Raw genomic sequence first — 17,591 nt, 5'->3', positions numbered from 1 at the left:
GCAGCCGCTCGATCTTGCCCGGATCCTTGTCGACGCAGCACACATCGTGCCCGAAATCGGCAAAGCAGGCCCCCGACACCAGGCCGACATAACCCGAACCGATCATCGCAACACGCATGGCAATCACAATCCTTCAGGGTAGGCGCCCGGCAGCCGGGCCGTTCATGTCCGGCGCGCCGGTTAGCATGGCGACCAGCGGGCGGGAAGCCGCAACGACCGTGCGCCGCGTGCCGGGCCCCGGCCCCCGGCTCATCGGGCGTTCAGGCGGCGGGGGCAAAGACACACGGGCAAATTCGCGGGAGACAATGATGCGGCAGCGTTGGACGACGATGGCCCCGGCGACAACCCTCGGCCTGGTGACGGCATTGGCGGCCGTGCTGCTCGCCGTGCCGGCCCCGCTCGCGGCGCAGCCGGCGGTGCAGTCGCAGCCGGTGCCCGCGTCCCAGCCACAAGCGCCCGTAAACGGCGAGACGCCGGCGCCGCTGCCGCCCGAGAAATCGCCGACCTATGCCGAGGATGATGTGCTCGGCGCCGCCGAGGATACCTTCGGCAAGGGCGCCGAGGGCCTGGCCGAGCTCATCCGCCAGACGTTTTCGAAATACGGCCAGCCCAACGCCTATATCGTCGGTAAGGAGGTGGGCGGCGCCATCGTCGTCGGCGTGCGCTATGGCTCCGGCACGCTGTTCCACAAGGTGGAGGGCCAGCGGACGGTACACTGGACCGGGCCGTCGATCGGCTTCGACCTGGGCGGCGACGGCTCCAAGACCTTCGCGCTGGTCTACAACCTCGACGACACCGAGGACCTGTTCCGCCGCTATCCGGCGGCCGAGGGCAAGGCCTATCTGGTCGGCGGCTTCACCGCCAATTACCTGCAGCGCGACAATGTCATCATCGTACCGGTCAAGCTCGGCGTCGGTGCCCGGCTGGGCATCAATATCGGTTACATGAAGTTTTCCAAGACAGGGAAGATCGTCCCGTTTTGATCGCCGATATTGACACTTTGAACCAGATGGGCTAACTGGCGGACGCTTCATGAAGTGCAGGCGTCGTTGTGTCCAGCGGAAGGCGTCCAGACACCCGGGGCAAATGTACGAAATCGCACGTCAATGGTGTAGCCTTAGTGTAGCTTTAAGGTTACAACGTTGAAATAAAAGGGTGGATTTCAGCCCTTCACCTGCCCCAACAACGTCTCTCCCGCCGCCGTCCGCCGGATGTTTTCCGCCAGCCGCTCGAACACCCGCCGCGAAGTTTCGGGCGACACCCAGGACCGGTGCGGCGTGATCCGGGCGCGCGGGTGGCCGATCAGCCAATGGCCATCGGGGAGCGGCTCGGGCTCGGTGACATCGAGCGATGCCCAGAGCCGGCCCTTGTCGAACTCGCACTTGAGCGCGTCGTCGTCGATGATGGCACCGCGCGCGACGTTGACGATATGGGCATCGGCCTTCATCCGGCCGAGGAAGTCGGCGTTAATGATGCCCCGCGTCGCGTCGCTGATCGGCGCCGCGATGACCAGATGGTCCGAACGCGCCGCCAGCTCGGCGAGCGGCACCAGTGTGATACTGGGGTCGTCGGGCGGCGTGTTCGACTGCCGGGTGGCGATGATCTTCATGTCGAAGGCGGCGGCATAACGCGCCACCTGGCCGCCGATCGCGCCCAGCCCAAGCAGTCCCAGCGTGCGCCCCTCCAGCGTGCCCGACGGGTTGGCCATCATCTCGTCCCGGCTCGGCCAGCTGTCGCCGGCGTTGAGCGTCACCTTGGCCAGCTGCTTGGTATGCGCGAGCATGACCGCCAGCGCATATTCGGCGATCGGCCGCGCCGTGGTGCCGGAACTGCAGGCGACCAGCGGTGCCTCGAACACCCAGTCGGGATAGTCGTCGAGGCCCGCGCTGGCGATCTGGACGAGCTTCGTCGTGCCCGGCCAGCCGGCGGGGCGCGGGACGCCGGCGACGCCGCGCGTCTCGCCCTCGCCGTGCAGGATGAACAGCACATCGGCGTCGACGGGCAGGTCCCAATGCCGTTCGCGCGGCTGGTGCTCGGCGCTGGTGACGCCGGGCAGGCCAGCGATGAGCCCCGACATGGGCGGTGCGAACTGGTGGACGACGCGCATGAAAACTCCCCTTGGTTGCTGCATCCTATCGCGGCGGCCGCCTCTTCGCCATCTTGTCCTTGTGCCATCGCCGCCGCTAAGGAACGGGCGACCGCCACCAGGAAAGCAGCACCATGGCCGAAATCACCGTCACGACCCGCGAGGGCAAGGATATCGCCCTGCCGGCCAAGCCCGGGATGTCGGTGATGGAGATCATCCGCGACGGCGGCATCGACGAGCTGCTGGCGCTGTGCGGCGGCTGCTGTTCGTGCGCCACCTGCCATGTCTATGTCGATGAAGACTTCGCCACCGCCACTGGCACCGCCGGCGCCGACGAGGACGACTTGCTCGACAGCTCGGATCACAAGACACCCGCGTCGCGGCTATCGTGCCAGATCGCCTTCACCGCCGCCCTCGACGGCCTGCGGGTGACCATCGCCCCGGAAGACTGATCGCCCCATGGGCCTGCTGCCGGCCATCGCCGATGCGTTCGCCCGCCAGGCCGGGTTCTGTCGCCGGCTGGGCTCGCCGCTGACCGCGGCAGTGTGCGACGCGGCCGTGCTCGCCTGCGACACCACCAGCCTGACCGGGCGGACGCTGGCGGACTGGCCGGGCGACCCGATGGCCGATGCGCTGATGATGCGTTTCACCGGCGGCTGCAATGCGATGGTGCGCGCCGACCGGGCGCCGATGCTGGCGCCGCTGTACCCGCCGGCCGCGACGCCGTCGGTCGCCGATCTCGCTGCCGCGCTGCGGTTGCTGCTGGCCGACCCGGCGCTCGATGCGGCGCTGGCTGGCTGGCTGGATGGGCCGCCGCAGACCAACGAGGTGGCACGTGCCGGGGTGCTGATGCCCGGGCTGATGGTCATCGCCGCCGCCACCAGCCTGCCGCTGCGACTGTTCGAGCTGGGCTGCAGCGCCGGGCTCAACCTCGCGCTGGCGTCCTTCGGCTATCGGCTGGGCAGCGTCACGATCGGTGACCCGCGGTCGCCGGTCCAGCTGGCGCCGGCCTGGACCGGGCCGCCGCCGCCGGTCGCCGGGGTGTCGGTTCTCGCGCGGCGCGGCACCGACATCAGCCCGCTCGACGTCGCCGACCCGGCGGTGCGCGAACGGCTGATGGCCTATGTCTGGCCCGACCAGCCCGAACGCGTCGCCCGCGCCGCCGCCGCAACCGCAGTGGCCCTGGCCGATCCGCCGCCGATCGACCGCGCCGACGCCGCCGACTGGACCGAGGCGCATGTGCGGCCGGAACCCGGCAGCGTCGCCGTCGTCTATCACTCGATCGCCTTCCAGTATTTCCCGCCCGCCACCCAGGCGCGCATCGCCGCGCATCTGGCCGGGCTTGCCGCCACCGCCGCAGCACCGGTCGCCTGGCTGCGCTATGAGATGGACGACGCCAGCGCTGCCCGGCTGCCGACGCTGCGGCTGACGCTGTGGCGCGGCGGCGACCCCGAAGAGCGGCTGCTGGCCCGTGCCCATCCGCACGGCACCTTCCTGGAGTGGCTCGCCTGAAACTCATCCTCGCCTCCGCCAGCCCGCGCCGGGTCGAACTTCTGGCCCGGCTCGGCATCGTGCCCGCCGCCATCGACCCCGCCGACATCGACGAGACGCCGGGCAAGGCCGAGGTGCCGCGCGCCCATGCCGAGCGGCTGGCGCGGGAAAAATGCGCCGCCGTCGCCGCCCGCCATGCCGGCGCGCTGGTGCTCGCCGCCGATACCGTCGTCGGTGTCGGTCGCCGCATCCTGCCCAAGGCGGAGGACGAGGCGACGGCGCGCAAGTGCCTGGCGTTGCTGTCGGGCCGGCGGCATCGGGTGACGACAGCGGTCGCCATTGCCGATGCCGGCGGGCACATCCGCATGCGGACCAGCGAAACGATCGTGGCCTTCCATCGCCTCGACGCCGCCGCCGTCGACGGCCTGGTCGCCGCCGGCGACTGGCGCGGCAAGGCCGGCGGCTATGCACTGCAGGGCTCGGCCGAAACCTGGGTGCGCTGGCTGTCGGGCAGCTGGTCGGGCGTCGTCGGCCTGCCCCTGGCCGAAACCCGGACCCTGCTGGCGGCATCGGGCTGGTGACCAGCGCGCTGGTGGAGCGCGGCATCGGCGCCACCCGGGCGCTGGTGCTGGACGGCGACACGGTCATCGGCGCCCATATCGAGCGCGACGACGGCGGCCCGCGTGCCGGCGCGATCCATGTCGGCCGCCTGGCGACGATCCTGGTGCCGGGCCGGCGTGGCATCGTGCGGCTGGGCGACGGCGAGGCGCTGCTGGAACCGCTGCCCCGGCTGGCGGAAGGTGGCCTGCTCCGCGTCGAGGTCGTGCGAGAGGCGGTGCCCGAGGTGGCGCGGCCGCGCCTCGCAAAGCTGCGTGCGATCGACGGCCCCGCGGCGGCACCCGGCGAGGTCCAGCCCGGGCCCGACCTGATGGCGCGGCTGGCGGTGGCCGGCCATGCGGTCACGATGGTCGGCGGCCTTGGCGCGGACCGGCTGGAGGCGGCCGGCTGGAGCGAAGCCGTGGAGGCGGCGCGCACCGGCCATGTCGCCTTCCCGGGCGGCCTGCTGACGATCAGCCCGACGCCGGGGATGACTGTCATCGATGTCGACGGCCCCGGCGACCCGGTGGTGCTTGCCGAAGCCGCCGCCCATGCCGCCGCCGTCGTCATCCGGCGCTTCGATCTCGCCGGCTCGATCGGCATCGATTTCCCGACCGTGACGGGCAAGGCCGCGCGCAACCGGCTCGGCGAGATCCTCGACGCCGCGCTGCCGGCGCCGTTCGAACGCACCGCCGTCAATGGCTTCGGCTTCATCCAGATCGTGCGGCCGCGGCTGCGTGCCTCCTTGGTCGAATCGGTCCGCGCGCCGGGCTTTGCCGCGCTTGAACTGCTGCGCCGCGCCGGCCGCGGCGACGCCGGCGCGCGGACGCTGGTGGCGCATCCTGTGGTAGCCAACTGGCTGGTCGCCCGACCGGCGTTGATCGAGGCCCTGTCGCGCCAGGTCGGCGGCGCCGTGCGCTTGCAGGCCGACGCGGCGCTCGCCATATCGGCCGGCGATGTCCACTGAAAAACCCTGCGCCTATTGCGGCAAATCCCCTCGGGTCGAGACCTATGCGCCGTTCTGCTCGCGCGGCTGCCAGGACCGCGATCTCGTCCAGTGGATGCGCGAAGGCTATGTCGTGCCGGCGAGCGACAACGAGGACGAACTTTCCGACACACGCCCGCTGGACAACGAACGCTCCGACGGTTAGACGCCTGCCTCCGCCCCGGCTTACCCCGCCGGGTGCATCATGGGCCCGGGTAGCTCAGGGGTAGAGCAGGGGATTGAAAATCCCCGTGTCGGTGGTTCAAATCCGCCCCCGGGCACCACCTTTGCCATGAAGCCGGACCGGAGTCGGTCGCCATCGATTCTGCCATGCCGCCATGCTTGCACCGGTGTGGCGCGCGGACGTCGCGCCTGCGTCGCAACAGCCCGCGCCCTGCCCTTCGTGTTTGCCTATCGTTGGTGACCAGCATCCCGCAACCTTTGGTTGCCGGTGCGTTATAGCCTTGACCCAACAAGGAACCCGATGTGGCCAAACCCAAGCAGACTATTGTTTCTCCTGCCAAACAGGCGCGGACCGGCTCCGACAAGTCCAAGGGGCGCGCCGACAGCGACAGCCCGGCGAATGTCGTTCGCGGCGCCGGTGGCGAACTGCATCAGCAGGCCACTGGCGACCAGGTCCGGCTGACTACCAACAACGGTACGGTCGTTTCCGATGATCACAACAGCCTCAAGGCAGGACCTCGCGGCCCGGTCCTGCTCGAAGACTTTGTGCTGCGCGAAAAGCTGTTTCACTTTGACCATGAGCGCATCCCGGAGCGCGTGGTCCATGCCCGGGGTCTCGCCGCCCATGGCTTTTTCGAGCTGACCGACTCGCTCGCCAAGCACACGACGGCAGCGATCCTCGGCGAAACCGGCGTTCGCACGCCGGTCTTCGTCCGCTTCTCGACGGTTGCCGGCAACCGCGGCTCGGCCGACCTGGCGCGCGACGTGCGCGGCTTTGCCGTCAAGATGTATACGTCGGAGGGCAATTGGGACATCGTCGGCAACAACATCCCGGTGTTCTTCATCCAGGACGCCATCAAGTTCCCCGATCTCGCCCATGCCGTGAAGGAGGAGCCGGATCGCGGCTTTCCCCAGGCGCAGTCGGCGCACGACACCTTCTGGGATTGGATCGCCATGACGCCGGAGGCGATGCACATGGTGATGTGGCAGATGTCGGACCGGACCATCCCGCGCTCGATGCGGATGATGCAGGGCTTTGGCGTCCACACGTTCCGGCTGATCGATGCCGAAGGTCTGTCCACCTTCGTCAAGTTCCACTGGACGCCCAAGCTCGGCGTCCAGTCGGTCGTTTGGGACGAGGCTGTGAAGATCAACGGCGCCGATCCCGATTTCCACCGGCGCGACCTGTACAATGCCATCGAGGCCGGCGATTTCCCCGAATGGGATCTGGGCGTCCAGCTCTTCAGCGAGGCAGAGGCGGACGCGTTCGATTTCGATCACCTCGATTCGACCAAGGTCATCTCGGAGGAAGTGGTGCCGCTGCGCACCATCGGCCGTCTGGTGCTCGACCGGAACCCGACCAACGTCTTTTCGGAAACCGAGCAGGTCGCGTTCTGCACCCAGAACATGCCCGCCGGTATCGATTTTTCCGACGACCCGCTGCTGCACGGGCGCAATTTTTCCTACCTCGATACCCAGTTGAAGCGGCTTGGCTCGCCCAACTTCCACCAGCTGCCGATCAACGCGCCAAAGTGCCCGTTCGCCAACATGCAGCGCGACGGTCACATGCAGATGGGGCTGCACCCGCAGCGCGTCACCTATACGCCGAGCCTGCTCGATCCGAGCGGCCCGCGCGAGGACCCGGCCAAGGGGTTCCGCAGCTTTGCAGCGCCGGTCGAAGGGCCAAAGCTGCGCCAGCGGTCACCGACCTTTGCCGACCACTACAGTCAGGCGCGTCAGTTCTTCCTGAGCCAGACCGAGCCCGAGCAGAACCATCTCGTGTCGGCGCTGATCTTCGAACTGAGCAAGGTCGAGGCCCTGATCGTTCGCGCCGCGATGCTCGGCCATCTGGTCAACATCGACGAGACCCTCGGCGAGCGCGTCGCCGCCGGGCTCGGCCATGACGCGCCGATCGTGCCTGCCGAACCCGCAGTCACGACGCGGACCGACCTCGCTGCCGCGCCTTCGCTCAGCATCCTCGCCCGCTTCGCGCCGACACTGGTCGGCCGCAAGATCGGCGTGCTCGTCACCGATGGCGCCGAGGCGGCGCTGGTTGCCGACCTGATGGCGGCGGCAAAGAAGGCCGGTGCGACTGTCGAGGTGATCGCGCCGCGCGTCGGCGGCGCCACGCTTGACGATGGCGCCAGACTGGCCGCCGACCATCAGCTGCAGGGCGGACCGTCGGTGCTGTTCGACACTGTCGTGCTGGCAGTATCGGAAGCCGGTGTCGCGGCACTGCTCAACGAGGCGGCTGCCGTCGCCTGGGTCCATGACGCCTTTGCCCATCTGAAGGTCATCGGTGCCAGCGCAGCCGCCGAGCCACTGCTTGCCAAGGCCGGTGTCGTCGCCGATGCCGGTCTGGTGCCGTTGACCGACCGTGCCCATGTTGCTGACTACATCAAGGCAGCCGAGGCCGGACGCATCTGGGCCCGCGAGCCGTCGGTGCGCTCGGTCTACTGACGACGCGCGAGGATCGGCAGCACCGACAGGCTGCCGGCCCTCGCAACGGTTCCCGTTGCGCACATGCAACCACGCTGCGAAACATGGGTTAATCGTTCGTGTGGGTGACGCAGACACATTGGCCCGACGCTTGTCATGTCATCTCGCATCGTGAAATCTCGATAGCAGTTCCGGCACGGAACGAGGCAGCGAAATCGTTGCGTGTCTGTGCGCCATCGATGCTGCCGCCACCCGGATCGCGCCTCGGATCCCCACTGTCGTCGTTCTGGTCAACAACAGCCATGATCAGACGGCGATGCTGGCGCGTGCGACGGTCATGCGGAACTGCCGTCTCATCGTCGAACAGGTCGCCCTGTCACCGGGCAACGCCGGCTCGGCCCGCATGGCTGCCCTCGATCGCGCGATTTTCGAGCTGCCGCCGACCGGCATCGTGATGACGACCGACGCCGACAGCGAAGTGGCACCTGATTGGATCATGGCCAATCTCGCCGAGATCGACGCCGGCGCCGACGCCGTAGCGGTCGTCGTCGCGTTCAGCCCGGCGACGCTGGCGGCACTGCCCAGCTTCGGAAGCGCGCGACACCTGGAATGGCAGCTTGCCGATCAGCACGCGCGGCTCGGTACGCTGATCGACCCTGTCGCGCATGATCCCTGGCCGAACCACATCTGGGCCTGGGGCGCGAGCCTGGCCGTTACCGTGGCCGCATACAGGACAGTTGGCGGCATGCCGCCCGTGCCGCTCGCCGTAGACCGCGCCTTTGCGGCGCGCATCGAGGCCCATGACTTGCGACTGCGGCGTAGCCATGCGGCTGTCGTCTACACCTCCGCACGGCGATCGGGGCGGGCTCCCGGTGGCTTCGCCGACCTGATCGACGCCTATGCCAGCAACGCCGAAATGCCCTGCGACGCCGCGCTCGAGCCGACGATGGACTTGGTGCGGCGGTTGCTGCTGCGGGCGCGGTGCCGGGCCGCAGGCGAAAACGGGTTCGGCGCACGCTGGGCGATGATCGAGTCCACGACGCCAGCGCTGGCCCGACGGCGCCTGCATCCCGCAACCCTGCCGGCGGAGGTGGCGCTCGCCGGGCGGATCATTGCGGCGCTGTCGCCAGCCGCAGCAGGTCGAGCCGATACTCCGGTGTCCGCTCCCGGCGTCTGACCTGGAACGGACCGAGCGCCGCTACGAAGGCGCCGACCGCGCCGTCGCCTATCTGGGGATAGTCCGGCGTCGGGCCGAGCCAATGCACCAGCAAGATGTCCGCGCCGGGCTGCGCCGGGCACGCACGGCATCGGCGGTCCTCGCGATGCCGGCGTCGTCGAAATAATAGAGCACTTCCGACAGCAGGATGAGATCGAACCGGCCCGGCGGCGGCCGATCGGGCAGGGTGGATAGCGCAAAGCGAGCCTGGGGCTGCGCGGCACAACGCTTCCGGGCTATAGCCAGCGCCGCCTCGGCAACATCCGTGCCGAGCAAATTGTCACAGGACGGAGCCAGCCTCGCCGTCAGCACACCGATCGAACAACCGACCTCGATCGCATCGGCGTAGTGGCGGCCCTCCAGTGCCGCCAGGGTCGCTGCATATTTGGCATCCTCGTACGGGCTGGTCTCGAAGCCCCAGGGATCGGCACTGCCCTCATACAGCGCATCGAAATAGCCCGGCTGGAGCGCAGGGGCGATCATCGCTCGAACGTTCCGCCACGGGCGAGCAAATAGCCCGCGGCATTGTCGCGCGAGGCGTCGAGCATCGGCTGGCGCAGATAGGTTTCCAGGTCGCGGCAACAGCGGTCGAGCGGGTCGGGCCCCAGGAACGCGGCAAGACCGGCATTGCGCCGGGCCGCATCGACACCGAGCAGCACCAATGTCTCGAACGTGGCTCGCGCAAGGTCGACGTAGGCGACGGCCGCTTCGGGTGGGACTGTTGCATCGGTCGCGCGGTGGGCGGCCTCGGCGACGAGCAGACGCGCGGCCTCGAAGGCGCCGGCGGCGGCGGCAAAGCGGTGCCGGCTGACGGGATCGGCGCCGCGGCCGCTGCGCGCCAATTGGGCCGCGTGCAGCGCGAGGATCTGGCGCATGCCGCCCGATTGCACGGCCAGCACGCGCCAGGCGCCGCCGGCGAACAGCGGCGCGCGATAGTAATCGCCGGGCGCACCGATGATGTCGTCGTCAGCAACGAAGACATCATCGAAATTGACCGTGCCGGTGGCCGTCCCGCGCATGCCGGCGGCCTGCCACACCGACAGGTCGACGGCGATCCCGTCGCTTGCCATGTCGACCAGGCACATCAGCGGGCCATTGCCGGGCGTCTGCGCCGTCACCAGCGGGCGGCGAATGCTGCCGGCGCCCGAGCAGTGCACCTTACGACCGGACAACTGCCAACCGTTGCCGCAACGCGTCGCCGTGACACCGACGCCGCGTTCGGCGTTCCACACGCCGGAGATGCGGCCAGCGGTCGCTTCGGCGGCCAGCGTTGCCATCGGGCCGCCATAGCGGTCGACCAGCAGGATGGCGTTGCAATGGCCCTCGAAAAGACGACCGACCGTCAGGCTCGCGGCGCCGATATCCGTCAGCAGCGCCGCATAATTGTCGATCGCCGCAGCGTCGACGGCGAGCGCCTCTCCGCCATGCGCCCGCGGCAATGGCCGGGTCAGCAAGCCAGCACCGGCGAGCGCCGCGATCGCACCAGTCGGGAAGTTGCCGTTCCGGTCGACATCTGCCGCATCGGCGAAGATTTCGGGGGCGATCGCGGCGAAAGCGCCGACCGCGTCGACCATATCGGGAACGCGTGCCTGCAGGTGGACATTGACCATCTGAAATGAACACCCGCCCACGACCCGCGTTCCGCATCGGCCGCCCTTTGCTGGCGATCATCGCGCCGCACCCCGATGACGACGTCCTCGGCTGCGGCTTGCTGATCGATGCCGCAAGGCGCGCCGGCTGGCGGCTGCTGGTGGTCGCGCTGACCGACGGCCAGGCTTCGCATCCTCATTCGGCACGCTGGCCGGCATCGGCCCTTGGTCGCTTGCGGCGTGGCGAGATGCGCCGGGCACTGGCCCGTCTCGGCGCCGGCACCGCACCGGTGCGCTTCATGGGCTGGCGCGATGGCGATCTCGCGGGCGATGGCTCGACGCTCCGGTTGCGTCGGCTGTTGCATGCGGCAGGCGCCACGACCGTCGCGGTCGCGTCCCCCGCCGACCACCACCCCGACCATCGCGCCGCCTGGGCGCTCGCCCGTACCGCAACATCGGCGGGGCGGTGGCGATTGCTCGGCTATGAAGTCTGGGCCCGCAGCGAGACATGCCCGCGGCCGCTCTTCACAACTGGCAAAGCCGCCAAGCGCTGGGCGATGGCGGCCCACCGCAGCCAGGTCACCGACTATATCGCTGATGATCCGGACGGCTTTATCTTTGCCGCGCCGGTCCTGCGCGGCCTTGTCGAAAGTGCCGAAACGCTGCGGCTGCACAAGGGTGCGGTGGTCGCCAGGCCGACCGGCAACCCTAATCGAAGCGCATGCCGAGCACTGCGCCGAGATCGGCCAGCGCCTGCGCTTCGCCCGTCACCTTGATCGCCGTCATGCCCAGCGCGGCCGCCGGCTTACAGTTGATGCCGAGGTCGTCGAGATAGACGCAGTCGGTCGGCTTCAGGTCGAGCAGCTGGCACATCATCTGGTAGATGCGCGGATCGGGCTTGCGCAGGCCCACCTTTGAGCTTTCGATGACATGGTCGAAGCGGGCCAGGGTGGCGGCGACGGCGGCGGTCTTGGCCGGGTCGCTGGTCATGCCGGCGCCGTGGCCGACCTTGGCGTTGTTGGTTATGCAGCCGAGCTTGAGCCCGGCAGCCCGGCAGCGATCGAGCGCCGTCACCATCGTTGGCCGGATGTCGCCGGCCAACAGCGCGAGCACCGCCGCACCGCGGACGTCGTGGCCCAGCGCCAGGGCCTCGTCGGCGAACAGGGTGTCGAACCCGTCGGTGTCGATCTCGCTGCGTTCAAGCAGCGCCCAGGCATTGCTGTCGGGATTGCGGGCGTTGACGCTGCGGATGAAATCATGGGGCAGGCCGCGTTCGGCCTCATATCGGTTGAAGGCGTCGAAGGGCGACGAGGTGATGACCCCGCCGAAATCCCAGATCACGGCCTTGATGTCATTGCTCGCCATTGCTGCGCTCCCTTGCGGGACGCGTCTAGCCGGTGGTGCGCGCGGCCGCCAGCGGGCGCGGGTTCATCCGTACGATCGTCCAGATGAGGAAGGTCGCAAAGCTGACCCACAGGATATACGGCGTCAGCAGCAGTGCGGCAAATTGCTCGATCGGCCACAGCGCCACCATCATCGCCACGATCGAGGCCCAGAGAAACGGCACCTCCGCCAGCGCCCAGTCAGGCCGCTGGGATCGGAAGAACAGCGGGCTCCACAACAGATGGAAAACGCCGTTCACGCCAAAGACGATAAGGATGTCGCTCTGCTGCGCCGGTGTCGCCAGCGCCCAGGTCCGCACGCCGGCCCAGGCGGCAAGGCCGAGGATCGCCGTCCAGGCCGGGCCGAACAGCCAGCCCGGCGGCTGCCAACCGGGTTTCCTCAGCTTTTCATACCAGTCCCCACGCGGCGTCATCAGCCCGCCGATCAGCAACAGGCCGACAGCCCAGGCGATCGCATAGAGGGTAGGGGTGTGCACGTCGGGCATATGGGTCCTCGGCAGTGCAATTCACAGGTGCGCGGGCGGTTGCAACGGCGAAGATGCCGGGGCATGGCAGGCACCATGAACCTCGCACGCTTTCCCCGTCGCCGCTACACCCCCGGTTTCACGCCGCTCGAACCGATGCCGCGCCTTACGGCGGCACTGGGGGGCGCCGAACTCTGGATCAAGCGCGACGACCTGCTTGGTCTTGCCGCCGGGGGCAACAAGACGCGCAAGCTCGAATTCCTGGTTGCCGATGCGATCGCGCAAGGCTGCGACACCCTGGTTACCGTCGGGGCGCCGCAATCGAATCATTGCCGGCTGACGCTGGCAGCGGCAGCGCGGGAGGGGCTGAAATGCCGCCTGGTGATCGAGGAACGGGTGCCCGGCACCTACAGTCCCGACGCACTGGGCAACAACCTGCTGTTCGACCTGATGGGCGCTGAGACCATCCGCAACGTCCCGCTCGGTACCGACCTTGCCGCCGAGATGGCGATCGAAGTGGCAGCGGTCGCGGCACTGGGGCGCAAGGCCTATGCCATCGTCGGCGGTGGCTCGAACGCGCTGGGTGCGCTGGGCTATGCCGCCTGTGCCGCAGAGATCATGGCGCAGTCGTTCGAACAGGGCGTCGCCTTCGATCGCATCGTCGTCGCCAGCGGCAGCGCTGGAACCCATGCCGGCTTATTGACGGGCCTGGTCGCGCTCAACGCCGGCGTGCCGGTCACCGGCATCAACGTGCGGCGGCCGCAGGCGGAGCAGGAGGGCAATGTCCACAAGCTGGCGGTGGCGACGGCCGCGTTGCTCGGCACGCCGGCGCCGACCCGCGACGCGGTGGTGGCGCTCGATCGCTGGGTTGGCCCCGGCTATTCGCTGCCCACCCCCGAAATGGTCGCCGCCGTGAGGCTGCTGGCGCGGACCGAAGGAATCCTGCTCGATCCGGTGTACACCGGAAAGGCGATGGCGGGGTTCGTCGCCCTGGTGCGCGACGGCACCTTGGCCGCCGGGCAGCGCGTGCTGTTCCTGCACACCGGCGGCAGCCCGTCGCTGCACGCCTATGCCGATGACCTGCGCGACCCCGCGCTGAATTGATGGCCGGCTGGCGCGCGATCGGCGTCATCGGCGGCATGGGGCCGGCGGCGACCGCCGATTTCCTGGCGCGGCTGGTGATCGCCGCCAGTGCAACGAGCGATAGCGACCATCCGCGCGTGTTCGTCGACAGCAATCCCCATGTGCCAGATCGCAACGCCGCGCGGGTGGGGCAGGGACCGTCGCCGGGTCCGGTGCTGACCGCGATGGCGCGCGCGCTGGCGGCGCAGGGCGCCGAGCTGCTGGCCATGCCGTGCAACGCCGCGCACGGCTGGGCCGACGATATACACGCGGCCGTGCCGGTGCCCTTCGTCGACATGATCGCGGCGGCCGTGGTGGAAACACTGGCATTGCGGCCGCAGCGGGTCGGCATCATCGCCGTTGGCGCAACGCTCGATGCGCGACTTTATCATCACCGGTTGGCGTCGGCGGGTGTCGAGGCCATCGATTGCGATCTGGACATCGTCCAGCCGCTGGTCACGCGGATCAAGGCCGGCGATACCGGGGCCGACGTCCGGGCCGCCATGGCCGCCGAGGCTGCACGGCTCGCCGCTGCCGGTGTCGATGTCATCATCGCCGCCTGTACCGAAGTGCCGCTGGTGCTGAACGCCGCCGACGCGCCGGTGCCGCTGGTCGATGCGACGGCGGCCTTGGTGCGGGCGGTGATGGCCGCGGCGCGCCACCCGTCCGCATAGGCGCGCTATCGGACGCGCAAGAATCGCTGATTCCAGCTTGCGACGCCGCCTTGGCACAGTGCCGGTTCACCATGGGGGTGAACCAGGGGCATCGATGCAGCACTCCACCGGGCGGCGACCGTCATGGAAAATCGCGCCGCCATCGCGGTCGCTGCTTGCGCACTGGTTCTGGCGCGGGCTGACCGGGCTGGTCTTTGCCGGCACCATCGCGATGCTTTTCGTGCAACCGGTATCGGCGGCGCCGAAAAGCTGGTCAGGCAGCTGGCGGGTGACACTCGCCCTCCCCGGCGGCCCGCTGCCTTTCGGGCTCGAAGTTCGGCAGGGCAAGGCCGGGGTCAGCGCCACGCTCATCAACCCGCCGGAGCGCATGCGCGTGGAACGCGTCAGTCTCGATGGCGAGCGACTGACGTTGGCATTTCCGTCGTACGGCTCGCTACTGCTGCTGGTACGCGGGGCCGACGACCGCATCACCGGCATCGCGGAACTGGCGCGCAGCACCGGCCCGGCCAGCCTGGCTGTTACCGGCCAGCGCGGCGCGTGGCGATTCGAGGCGCAGCCGGCAAGGCCGGCGGCCGACCTTTCCGGCCGCTGGCTGATGACATACGGCAAGGATGCACAACGCGGCCTGGTGCAGCTGCGTCAGACCGGCACCCAGGTCAGCGGCTCGGTCCAGTTGCCGAGCGGCGATTTCCGTTATCTGGCGGGGGAGGTTTCCGGTCGCAAATTGTCCTTGTCGACGTTCGACGGCAACGCCGCGACGCTGTGGACAGCTGTTTTCGACGGCAAGGCGATCAATGGCGCGCAGTTCACCGCCACCGGTAGCCCCGCCGGCACGGCGTGGACGGCCCGCCGCGCCGGCAAGACCGTCGTCGAACCCGTTGCTGTCGAAAAGGCGAAGGGCCGCGAGCTTGCCTTCAGCTTTCCGGACAGCAGCGGTCGCAGGATTTCGCTGACGGACCAGCGCTACAAAGGCAAGGTCGTGGTCGTCACTCTCGGTGGCGCCTGGTGTCCCAACTGCCACGATGAAGCCGTTTTCATGGGCCCCTATGCAACGCGCCGCCAGCGCGAAGGCCTGGAAGTGATCGCACTTCAGTTCGAATATGGCACCGACAAGGCAAAGGCGTTTCGGCTGATCGACAACTTCAAGGCGCGCTACAAGTTGCCGTACCCTTTATTGCTGGCAGGCGAACCGACGCCGGAATCGACCAAGGCAGCCCTCGGCGCGCTCGGCCCGGTCAAGGTCTATCCTTCGACTATCTTTATCGGTCGTGACGGCCGGGTCCGCGAAGTTCACATAGGCTGGGCCGGCCCGGCAACGGGCATGTTGAACGCCCGTGCCAAGGCCGACTTTGACGCGACCGTCACGCGCCTGCTGCGCGAACGGTCGTAGCCGTCATCAGGCACGACGTCCGCTGACCAGTGACATGATCAGGCTGACAGCGAACAATGCGATGAAGATGAAGAACAGGATCTTGGCGATGCCGACGGCCGCGGAAACAATACCGCCAAAGCCGAACAATGCGGCGATCAAGGCGATGACCAAAAATGTGATTGCCCAATTCAGCATGGCGGATTTCCTCTCATGACGACGGCGATTTAACGTCGTCGCCAATGGCGGGTTCCGCCGCCCGCAGCGGGAAGGACAGGCTGGCAGTGCTGCCGCTACCGTCTGCACCCGGCTGAATGTGCATCGTGCCGGCAAGCTGGGATGACAGGGCACGGATCAGGCGCAGCCCCTGGCCGTTCACCGTGTCGCCGGCGAGGCTGTCCGGGCTGAAGCCGACGCCGTCGTCGGTCACCGACAGAACAGCCGGCTTGCCGGCGCGGAATCGCACGCACACCCGCCCCGAGCGTCCGGCCGGAAAGCCGTGATGGAGCGCGTTGTTGACCGTCTCCACGACCCAAAGCGTCATCGGCACAGCAGTGTCGATATCGACCTCGACATCATCGACGTCGCATATCAGTCGGACATTGCTGTCCCCTGCCGGCTGCAACTGTTGGCATAATGCGTCGAGCAGGGTCTGCGCCGAAATGCTCGCCAGTTCGCCGGTATCATAAAGTTGGCGGTGAACGAGCGCGAGCGCGCCGATCCGTCGGCGGGCCTGATCGATCGCCTGCCGTGCGGCATCGTTCTGCAACCGGCTCGACTGCAGACTGAGCAGGCTCATGACCATCTGGAAGTTATTCTTGACGCGGTGATGAAGCTCGCGGGCCAGCAACCGCTGTCGCTCCAGCGAATCGCGCAGCCGCCGGTCGCGCTCGCCGACAGCGCCCGACATCCGGTACAGCGACGCTGCGACGCTGCGGATCTCGCGCGGAGCCTCCGAGAAATTGACCGGACGCCGGCGATAGTCGCCACCGGCAAAGCTCAAGGCGAGCCGCTGCAAGGCCACCAGCCAACGCAATACCAGTTGGCGTGCGCCGAACCATATCGCGAGAGAGGCGAGCAGGATGGCCAGCACCGGCAGTGTGAAATCAATGACCGTCTGCCACCAGACGACGCCAAAGCGTTCCGCATCGGGACTGGCGTAGACGACGTAAAGACCGACCTGCCCGGGGGCGGAGCGGACCAGCGGCACCAGCGTATAGGACCAGGATCGGCCCGCCTCGTCACGCGTCCGGCCGATGTCGCCGATCGGAACGTTCAAGTCGATGGGAGGCAAATCCCGGCTGCTGATCAGGCGCTGCCCATTGTCGCTGAAGATTGCCACCCCGGTGTCGCGTTCCGTGGCGGCGGCAATGGCCAGCCGACGCTCCAGCCAGGCAAGATCGATGGCGATGCCCAGCGTGCCTTCGAACTCATCCTGTGCGCTGCGCAGCGGTAGTACCAGCGAAATGATGCGCTTGCCGGTGATCGGCCCGACTCTCGCCTCGCTGACCATGATCTTGCGGCTGTTTCGAGCCAGCTGCCATTCGGGCAACGTCGCGATGTTCACCGACTTCGTGGGCATTACGGCCGAGCACACAAGCTCGCCGTCGGCATTGTAACGTGCGAGATTCGTATAGGCCGGCGACAGCCTCTGGACCGACCGCAGCGTGGCGGCGCACTGTGGGCGAACGTCTCGGATGTCCGGATTCATCGCGGCGATATTCAGCGTCGTAGCTGCGCCGTTCAGGATCATCTCGTTGCTGTCCGCCAGCGAATGGGCACTTTCGGACAAATGGCGGATGACGCTGGCGCGCCGGCTTTCGACGCGCACCAGCCCCTGGGCGATAGACAGGATCGTGATCGGCAGCAAAGCTGCGATCAGCAACAGCAGCAGACCGCGGCGCAACGACAAGCGCTTCAGGTTCAGCCAGCGATAGCGGGAGAGGGTGCCGGCACCCGGACCGGTCATCGAC

At 68.2% G+C, this 17,591-nt stretch carries 20 protein-coding genes and 1 tRNA gene; 13 read left to right on the top strand and 8 right to left on the bottom strand.

The genetic code is table 11. From position 1 onward, the window contains the following. On the bottom strand, positions 1-118 hold a 118-nt coding region (locus ACP7AI_RS09290; protein ID WP_426166607.1), incomplete at its 3' end, for a hypothetical protein. A gap of 190 nt (positions 119-308) precedes the next feature. Between ACP7AI_RS09290 and ACP7AI_RS09285 the strand changes: the two genes are divergently transcribed. Further along, entirely contained in the window at positions 309-983 is a 675-nt protein-coding gene (locus ACP7AI_RS09285; RefSeq protein ID WP_426166512.1) for a DUF1134 domain-containing protein, read from the top strand. 179 nt (positions 984-1,162) lie between these two features. Here ACP7AI_RS09285 and ACP7AI_RS09280 read toward each other — a convergent pair whose 3' ends face one another. Next, positions 1,163-2,107 (bottom strand): NAD(P)-dependent oxidoreductase, encoded by a 945-nt coding sequence (locus ACP7AI_RS09280; protein WP_426166510.1) that lies wholly within the window; start codon positions 2,105-2,107, stop codon positions 1,163-1,165. Positions 2,108-2,220: 113 nt separating this feature from the next. On the opposite strand from ACP7AI_RS09280, the gene ACP7AI_RS09275 reads away from it, so the two are divergent. The 8 genes from ACP7AI_RS09275 to ACP7AI_RS09240 all read left to right on the top strand — a co-directional run bounded on the left by ACP7AI_RS09275 (position 2,221) and on the right by ACP7AI_RS09240 (position 8,958). Beyond that, on the top strand, positions 2,221-2,538 hold the full coding sequence (locus ACP7AI_RS09275) for a 2Fe-2S iron-sulfur cluster-binding protein (protein ID WP_426166509.1): 318 nt from the start codon (positions 2,221-2,223) through the stop codon (positions 2,536-2,538). A 7-nt stretch (positions 2,539-2,545) separates the two neighbouring features. Then, a complete protein-coding gene (locus ACP7AI_RS09270; protein WP_426166507.1) occupies positions 2,546-3,598 on the top strand; it encodes a DUF2332 domain-containing protein in 1,053 nt (350 codons plus the stop codon). After that, entirely contained in the window at positions 3,595-4,158 is a 564-nt protein-coding gene (locus tag ACP7AI_RS09265; protein WP_426166605.1) for a Maf family protein, read from the top strand. Before ACP7AI_RS09270 ends, ACP7AI_RS09265 begins: the two co-directional genes overlap by 4 nt. Beyond that, a complete protein-coding gene (locus tag ACP7AI_RS09260; protein WP_426166505.1) occupies positions 4,155-5,141 on the top strand; it encodes a ribonuclease in 987 nt (328 codons plus the stop codon). The genes ACP7AI_RS09265 and ACP7AI_RS09260 overlap by 4 nt, the downstream gene beginning before the upstream one ends. Continuing rightward, a complete protein-coding gene (yacG, locus tag ACP7AI_RS09255) occupies positions 5,131-5,325 on the top strand; it encodes a DNA gyrase inhibitor YacG (RefSeq protein WP_426166503.1) in 195 nt (64 codons plus the stop codon). The genes ACP7AI_RS09260 and yacG overlap by 11 nt, the downstream gene beginning before the upstream one ends. A 43-nt stretch (positions 5,326-5,368) precedes the next feature. After that, a tRNA-Phe gene (locus ACP7AI_RS09250) sits at positions 5,369-5,443 on the top strand. A 202-nt stretch (positions 5,444-5,645) separates the two neighbouring features. Continuing rightward, on the top strand, positions 5,646-7,802 hold the full coding sequence (locus tag ACP7AI_RS09245; RefSeq protein WP_426166501.1) for a catalase: 2,157 nt from the start codon (positions 5,646-5,648) through the stop codon (positions 7,800-7,802). A 295-nt stretch (positions 7,803-8,097) separates the two neighbouring features. Next, positions 8,098-8,958, top strand: coding sequence for a hypothetical protein (locus ACP7AI_RS09240; protein ID WP_426166499.1), 861 nt, complete (start codon positions 8,098-8,100; stop codon positions 8,956-8,958). 48 nt (positions 8,959-9,006) lie between these two features. On the opposite strand, the gene ACP7AI_RS09235 is transcribed toward ACP7AI_RS09240, so the two are convergent. Continuing rightward, entirely contained in the window at positions 9,007-9,480 is a 474-nt protein-coding gene (locus ACP7AI_RS09235) for a class I SAM-dependent DNA methyltransferase (RefSeq protein WP_426166497.1), read from the bottom strand. After that, positions 9,477-10,607 carry a hypothetical protein gene (locus ACP7AI_RS09230; RefSeq protein ID WP_426166495.1) on the bottom strand — a complete coding sequence of 377 codons (1,131 nt, stop codon included), beginning with the start codon at positions 10,605-10,607 and terminating at the stop codon, positions 9,477-9,479. Before ACP7AI_RS09230 ends, ACP7AI_RS09235 begins: the two co-directional genes overlap by 4 nt. 5 nt (positions 10,608-10,612) lie before the next feature. Here ACP7AI_RS09230 and ACP7AI_RS09225 point away from each other — a divergent pair, with 5 nt between their 5' ends. Beyond that, complete coding sequence (locus ACP7AI_RS09225) at positions 10,613-11,362, top strand: PIG-L deacetylase family protein (RefSeq protein ID WP_426166493.1); 750 nt, start codon at positions 10,613-10,615, stop codon at positions 11,360-11,362. On the opposite strand, the gene ACP7AI_RS09220 is transcribed toward ACP7AI_RS09225, so the two are convergent. Both ACP7AI_RS09220 and ACP7AI_RS09215 read right to left on the bottom strand, forming a co-directional pair. Continuing rightward, positions 11,295-11,951 (bottom strand): HAD-IA family hydrolase, encoded by a 657-nt coding sequence (locus ACP7AI_RS09220; protein WP_426166491.1) that lies wholly within the window; start codon positions 11,949-11,951, stop codon positions 11,295-11,297. The genes ACP7AI_RS09225 and ACP7AI_RS09220 overlap by 68 nt on opposite strands. A gap of 25 nt (positions 11,952-11,976) precedes the next feature. Further along, positions 11,977-12,465, bottom strand: a complete 489-nt coding sequence (locus tag ACP7AI_RS09215; protein ID WP_426166489.1) for a TspO/MBR family protein — start codon at positions 12,463-12,465, stop codon at positions 11,977-11,979. 72 nt (positions 12,466-12,537) lie between these two features. Here ACP7AI_RS09215 and ACP7AI_RS09210 point away from each other — a divergent pair, with 72 nt between their 5' ends. From ACP7AI_RS09210 to ACP7AI_RS09200, 3 genes are all read left to right on the top strand, one after another. Next, entirely contained in the window at positions 12,538-13,557 is a 1,020-nt protein-coding gene (locus tag ACP7AI_RS09210; RefSeq protein ID WP_426166487.1) for a D-cysteine desulfhydrase, read from the top strand. Then, positions 13,557-14,249: an aspartate/glutamate racemase family protein gene (locus ACP7AI_RS09205; protein WP_426166485.1), complete on the top strand. Its 693-nt coding sequence runs from the start codon at positions 13,557-13,559 to the stop codon at positions 14,247-14,249. The genes ACP7AI_RS09210 and ACP7AI_RS09205 overlap by 1 nt, the downstream gene beginning before the upstream one ends. Before the next feature lie 94 nt (positions 14,250-14,343). Then, positions 14,344-15,639 carry a peroxiredoxin family protein gene (locus tag ACP7AI_RS09200; RefSeq protein WP_426166483.1) on the top strand — a complete coding sequence of 432 codons (1,296 nt, stop codon included), beginning with the start codon at positions 14,344-14,346 and terminating at the stop codon, positions 15,637-15,639. A 6-nt stretch (positions 15,640-15,645) separates the two neighbouring features. Here the strand turns inward: ACP7AI_RS09200 and ACP7AI_RS09195 are convergent, their stop codons facing one another. Together ACP7AI_RS09195 and ACP7AI_RS09190 are read right to left on the bottom strand one after the other, a co-directional pair. Next, positions 15,646-15,816 carry a DUF1328 domain-containing protein gene (locus tag ACP7AI_RS09195; protein WP_426166481.1) on the bottom strand — a complete coding sequence of 57 codons (171 nt, stop codon included), beginning with the start codon at positions 15,814-15,816 and terminating at the stop codon, positions 15,646-15,648. A gap of 13 nt (positions 15,817-15,829) precedes the next feature. Then, positions 15,830-17,587, bottom strand: a complete 1,758-nt coding sequence (locus ACP7AI_RS09190; protein WP_426166479.1) for a sensor histidine kinase — start codon at positions 17,585-17,587, stop codon at positions 15,830-15,832. Positions 17,588-17,591 lie beyond the last annotated feature (4 nt).

The organism is Sandarakinorhabdus sp. DWP1-3-1 (assembly GCF_049896705.1).
Classification (GTDB): Bacteria; Pseudomonadota; Alphaproteobacteria; order Sphingomonadales; family Sphingomonadaceae; genus Sandarakinorhabdus.
The sequence above is the reverse complement of the archived record's forward strand: the minus strand, read 5'-3'. Positions and strand labels throughout refer to the sequence as shown.

Excerpts from the sequence above, each read along its gene's own strand:
- ACP7AI_RS09225 (WP_426166493.1), top strand. The coding sequence starts at position 10,613 with ATGAACACCCGCCCACGACCCGCGTTCCGCATCGGCCGCCCTTTGCTG.
- ACP7AI_RS09205 (WP_426166485.1), top strand. The coding sequence starts at position 13,557 with ATGGCCGGCTGGCGCGCGATCGGCGTCATCGGCGGCATGGGGCCGGCG.
- ACP7AI_RS09195 (WP_426166481.1), bottom strand. The coding sequence starts at position 15,816 with ATGCTGAATTGGGCAATCACATTTTTGGTCATCGCCTTGATCGCCGCA.
- ACP7AI_RS09275 (WP_426166509.1), top strand. The coding sequence starts at position 2,221 with ATGGCCGAAATCACCGTCACGACCCGCGAGGGCAAGGATATCGCCCTG.
- ACP7AI_RS09280 (WP_426166510.1), bottom strand. The coding sequence starts at position 2,107 with ATGCGCGTCGTCCACCAGTTCGCACCGCCCATGTCGGGGCTCATCGCT.
- ACP7AI_RS09240 (WP_426166499.1), top strand. The coding sequence starts at position 8,098 with ATGCTGGCGCGTGCGACGGTCATGCGGAACTGCCGTCTCATCGTCGAA.
- ACP7AI_RS09230 (WP_426166495.1), bottom strand. The coding sequence starts at position 10,607 with ATGGTCAATGTCCACCTGCAGGCACGCGTTCCCGATATGGTCGACGCG.
- ACP7AI_RS09235 (WP_426166497.1), bottom strand. The coding sequence starts at position 9,480 with ATGATCGCCCCTGCGCTCCAGCCGGGCTATTTCGATGCGCTGTATGAG.
- ACP7AI_RS09220 (WP_426166491.1), bottom strand. The coding sequence starts at position 11,951 with ATGGCGAGCAATGACATCAAGGCCGTGATCTGGGATTTCGGCGGGGTC.
- ACP7AI_RS09200 (WP_426166483.1), top strand. The coding sequence starts at position 14,344 with ATGCAGCACTCCACCGGGCGGCGACCGTCATGGAAAATCGCGCCGCCA.
- ACP7AI_RS09190 (WP_426166479.1), bottom strand. The coding sequence starts at position 17,587 with ATGACCGGTCCGGGTGCCGGCACCCTCTCCCGCTATCGCTGGCTGAAC.
- ACP7AI_RS09210 (WP_426166487.1), top strand. The coding sequence starts at position 12,538 with ATGGCAGGCACCATGAACCTCGCACGCTTTCCCCGTCGCCGCTACACC.
- ACP7AI_RS09285 (WP_426166512.1), top strand. The coding sequence starts at position 309 with ATGCGGCAGCGTTGGACGACGATGGCCCCGGCGACAACCCTCGGCCTG.
- ACP7AI_RS09270 (WP_426166507.1), top strand. The coding sequence starts at position 2,546 with ATGGGCCTGCTGCCGGCCATCGCCGATGCGTTCGCCCGCCAGGCCGGG.
- yacG (WP_426166503.1), top strand. The coding sequence starts at position 5,131 with ATGTCCACTGAAAAACCCTGCGCCTATTGCGGCAAATCCCCTCGGGTC.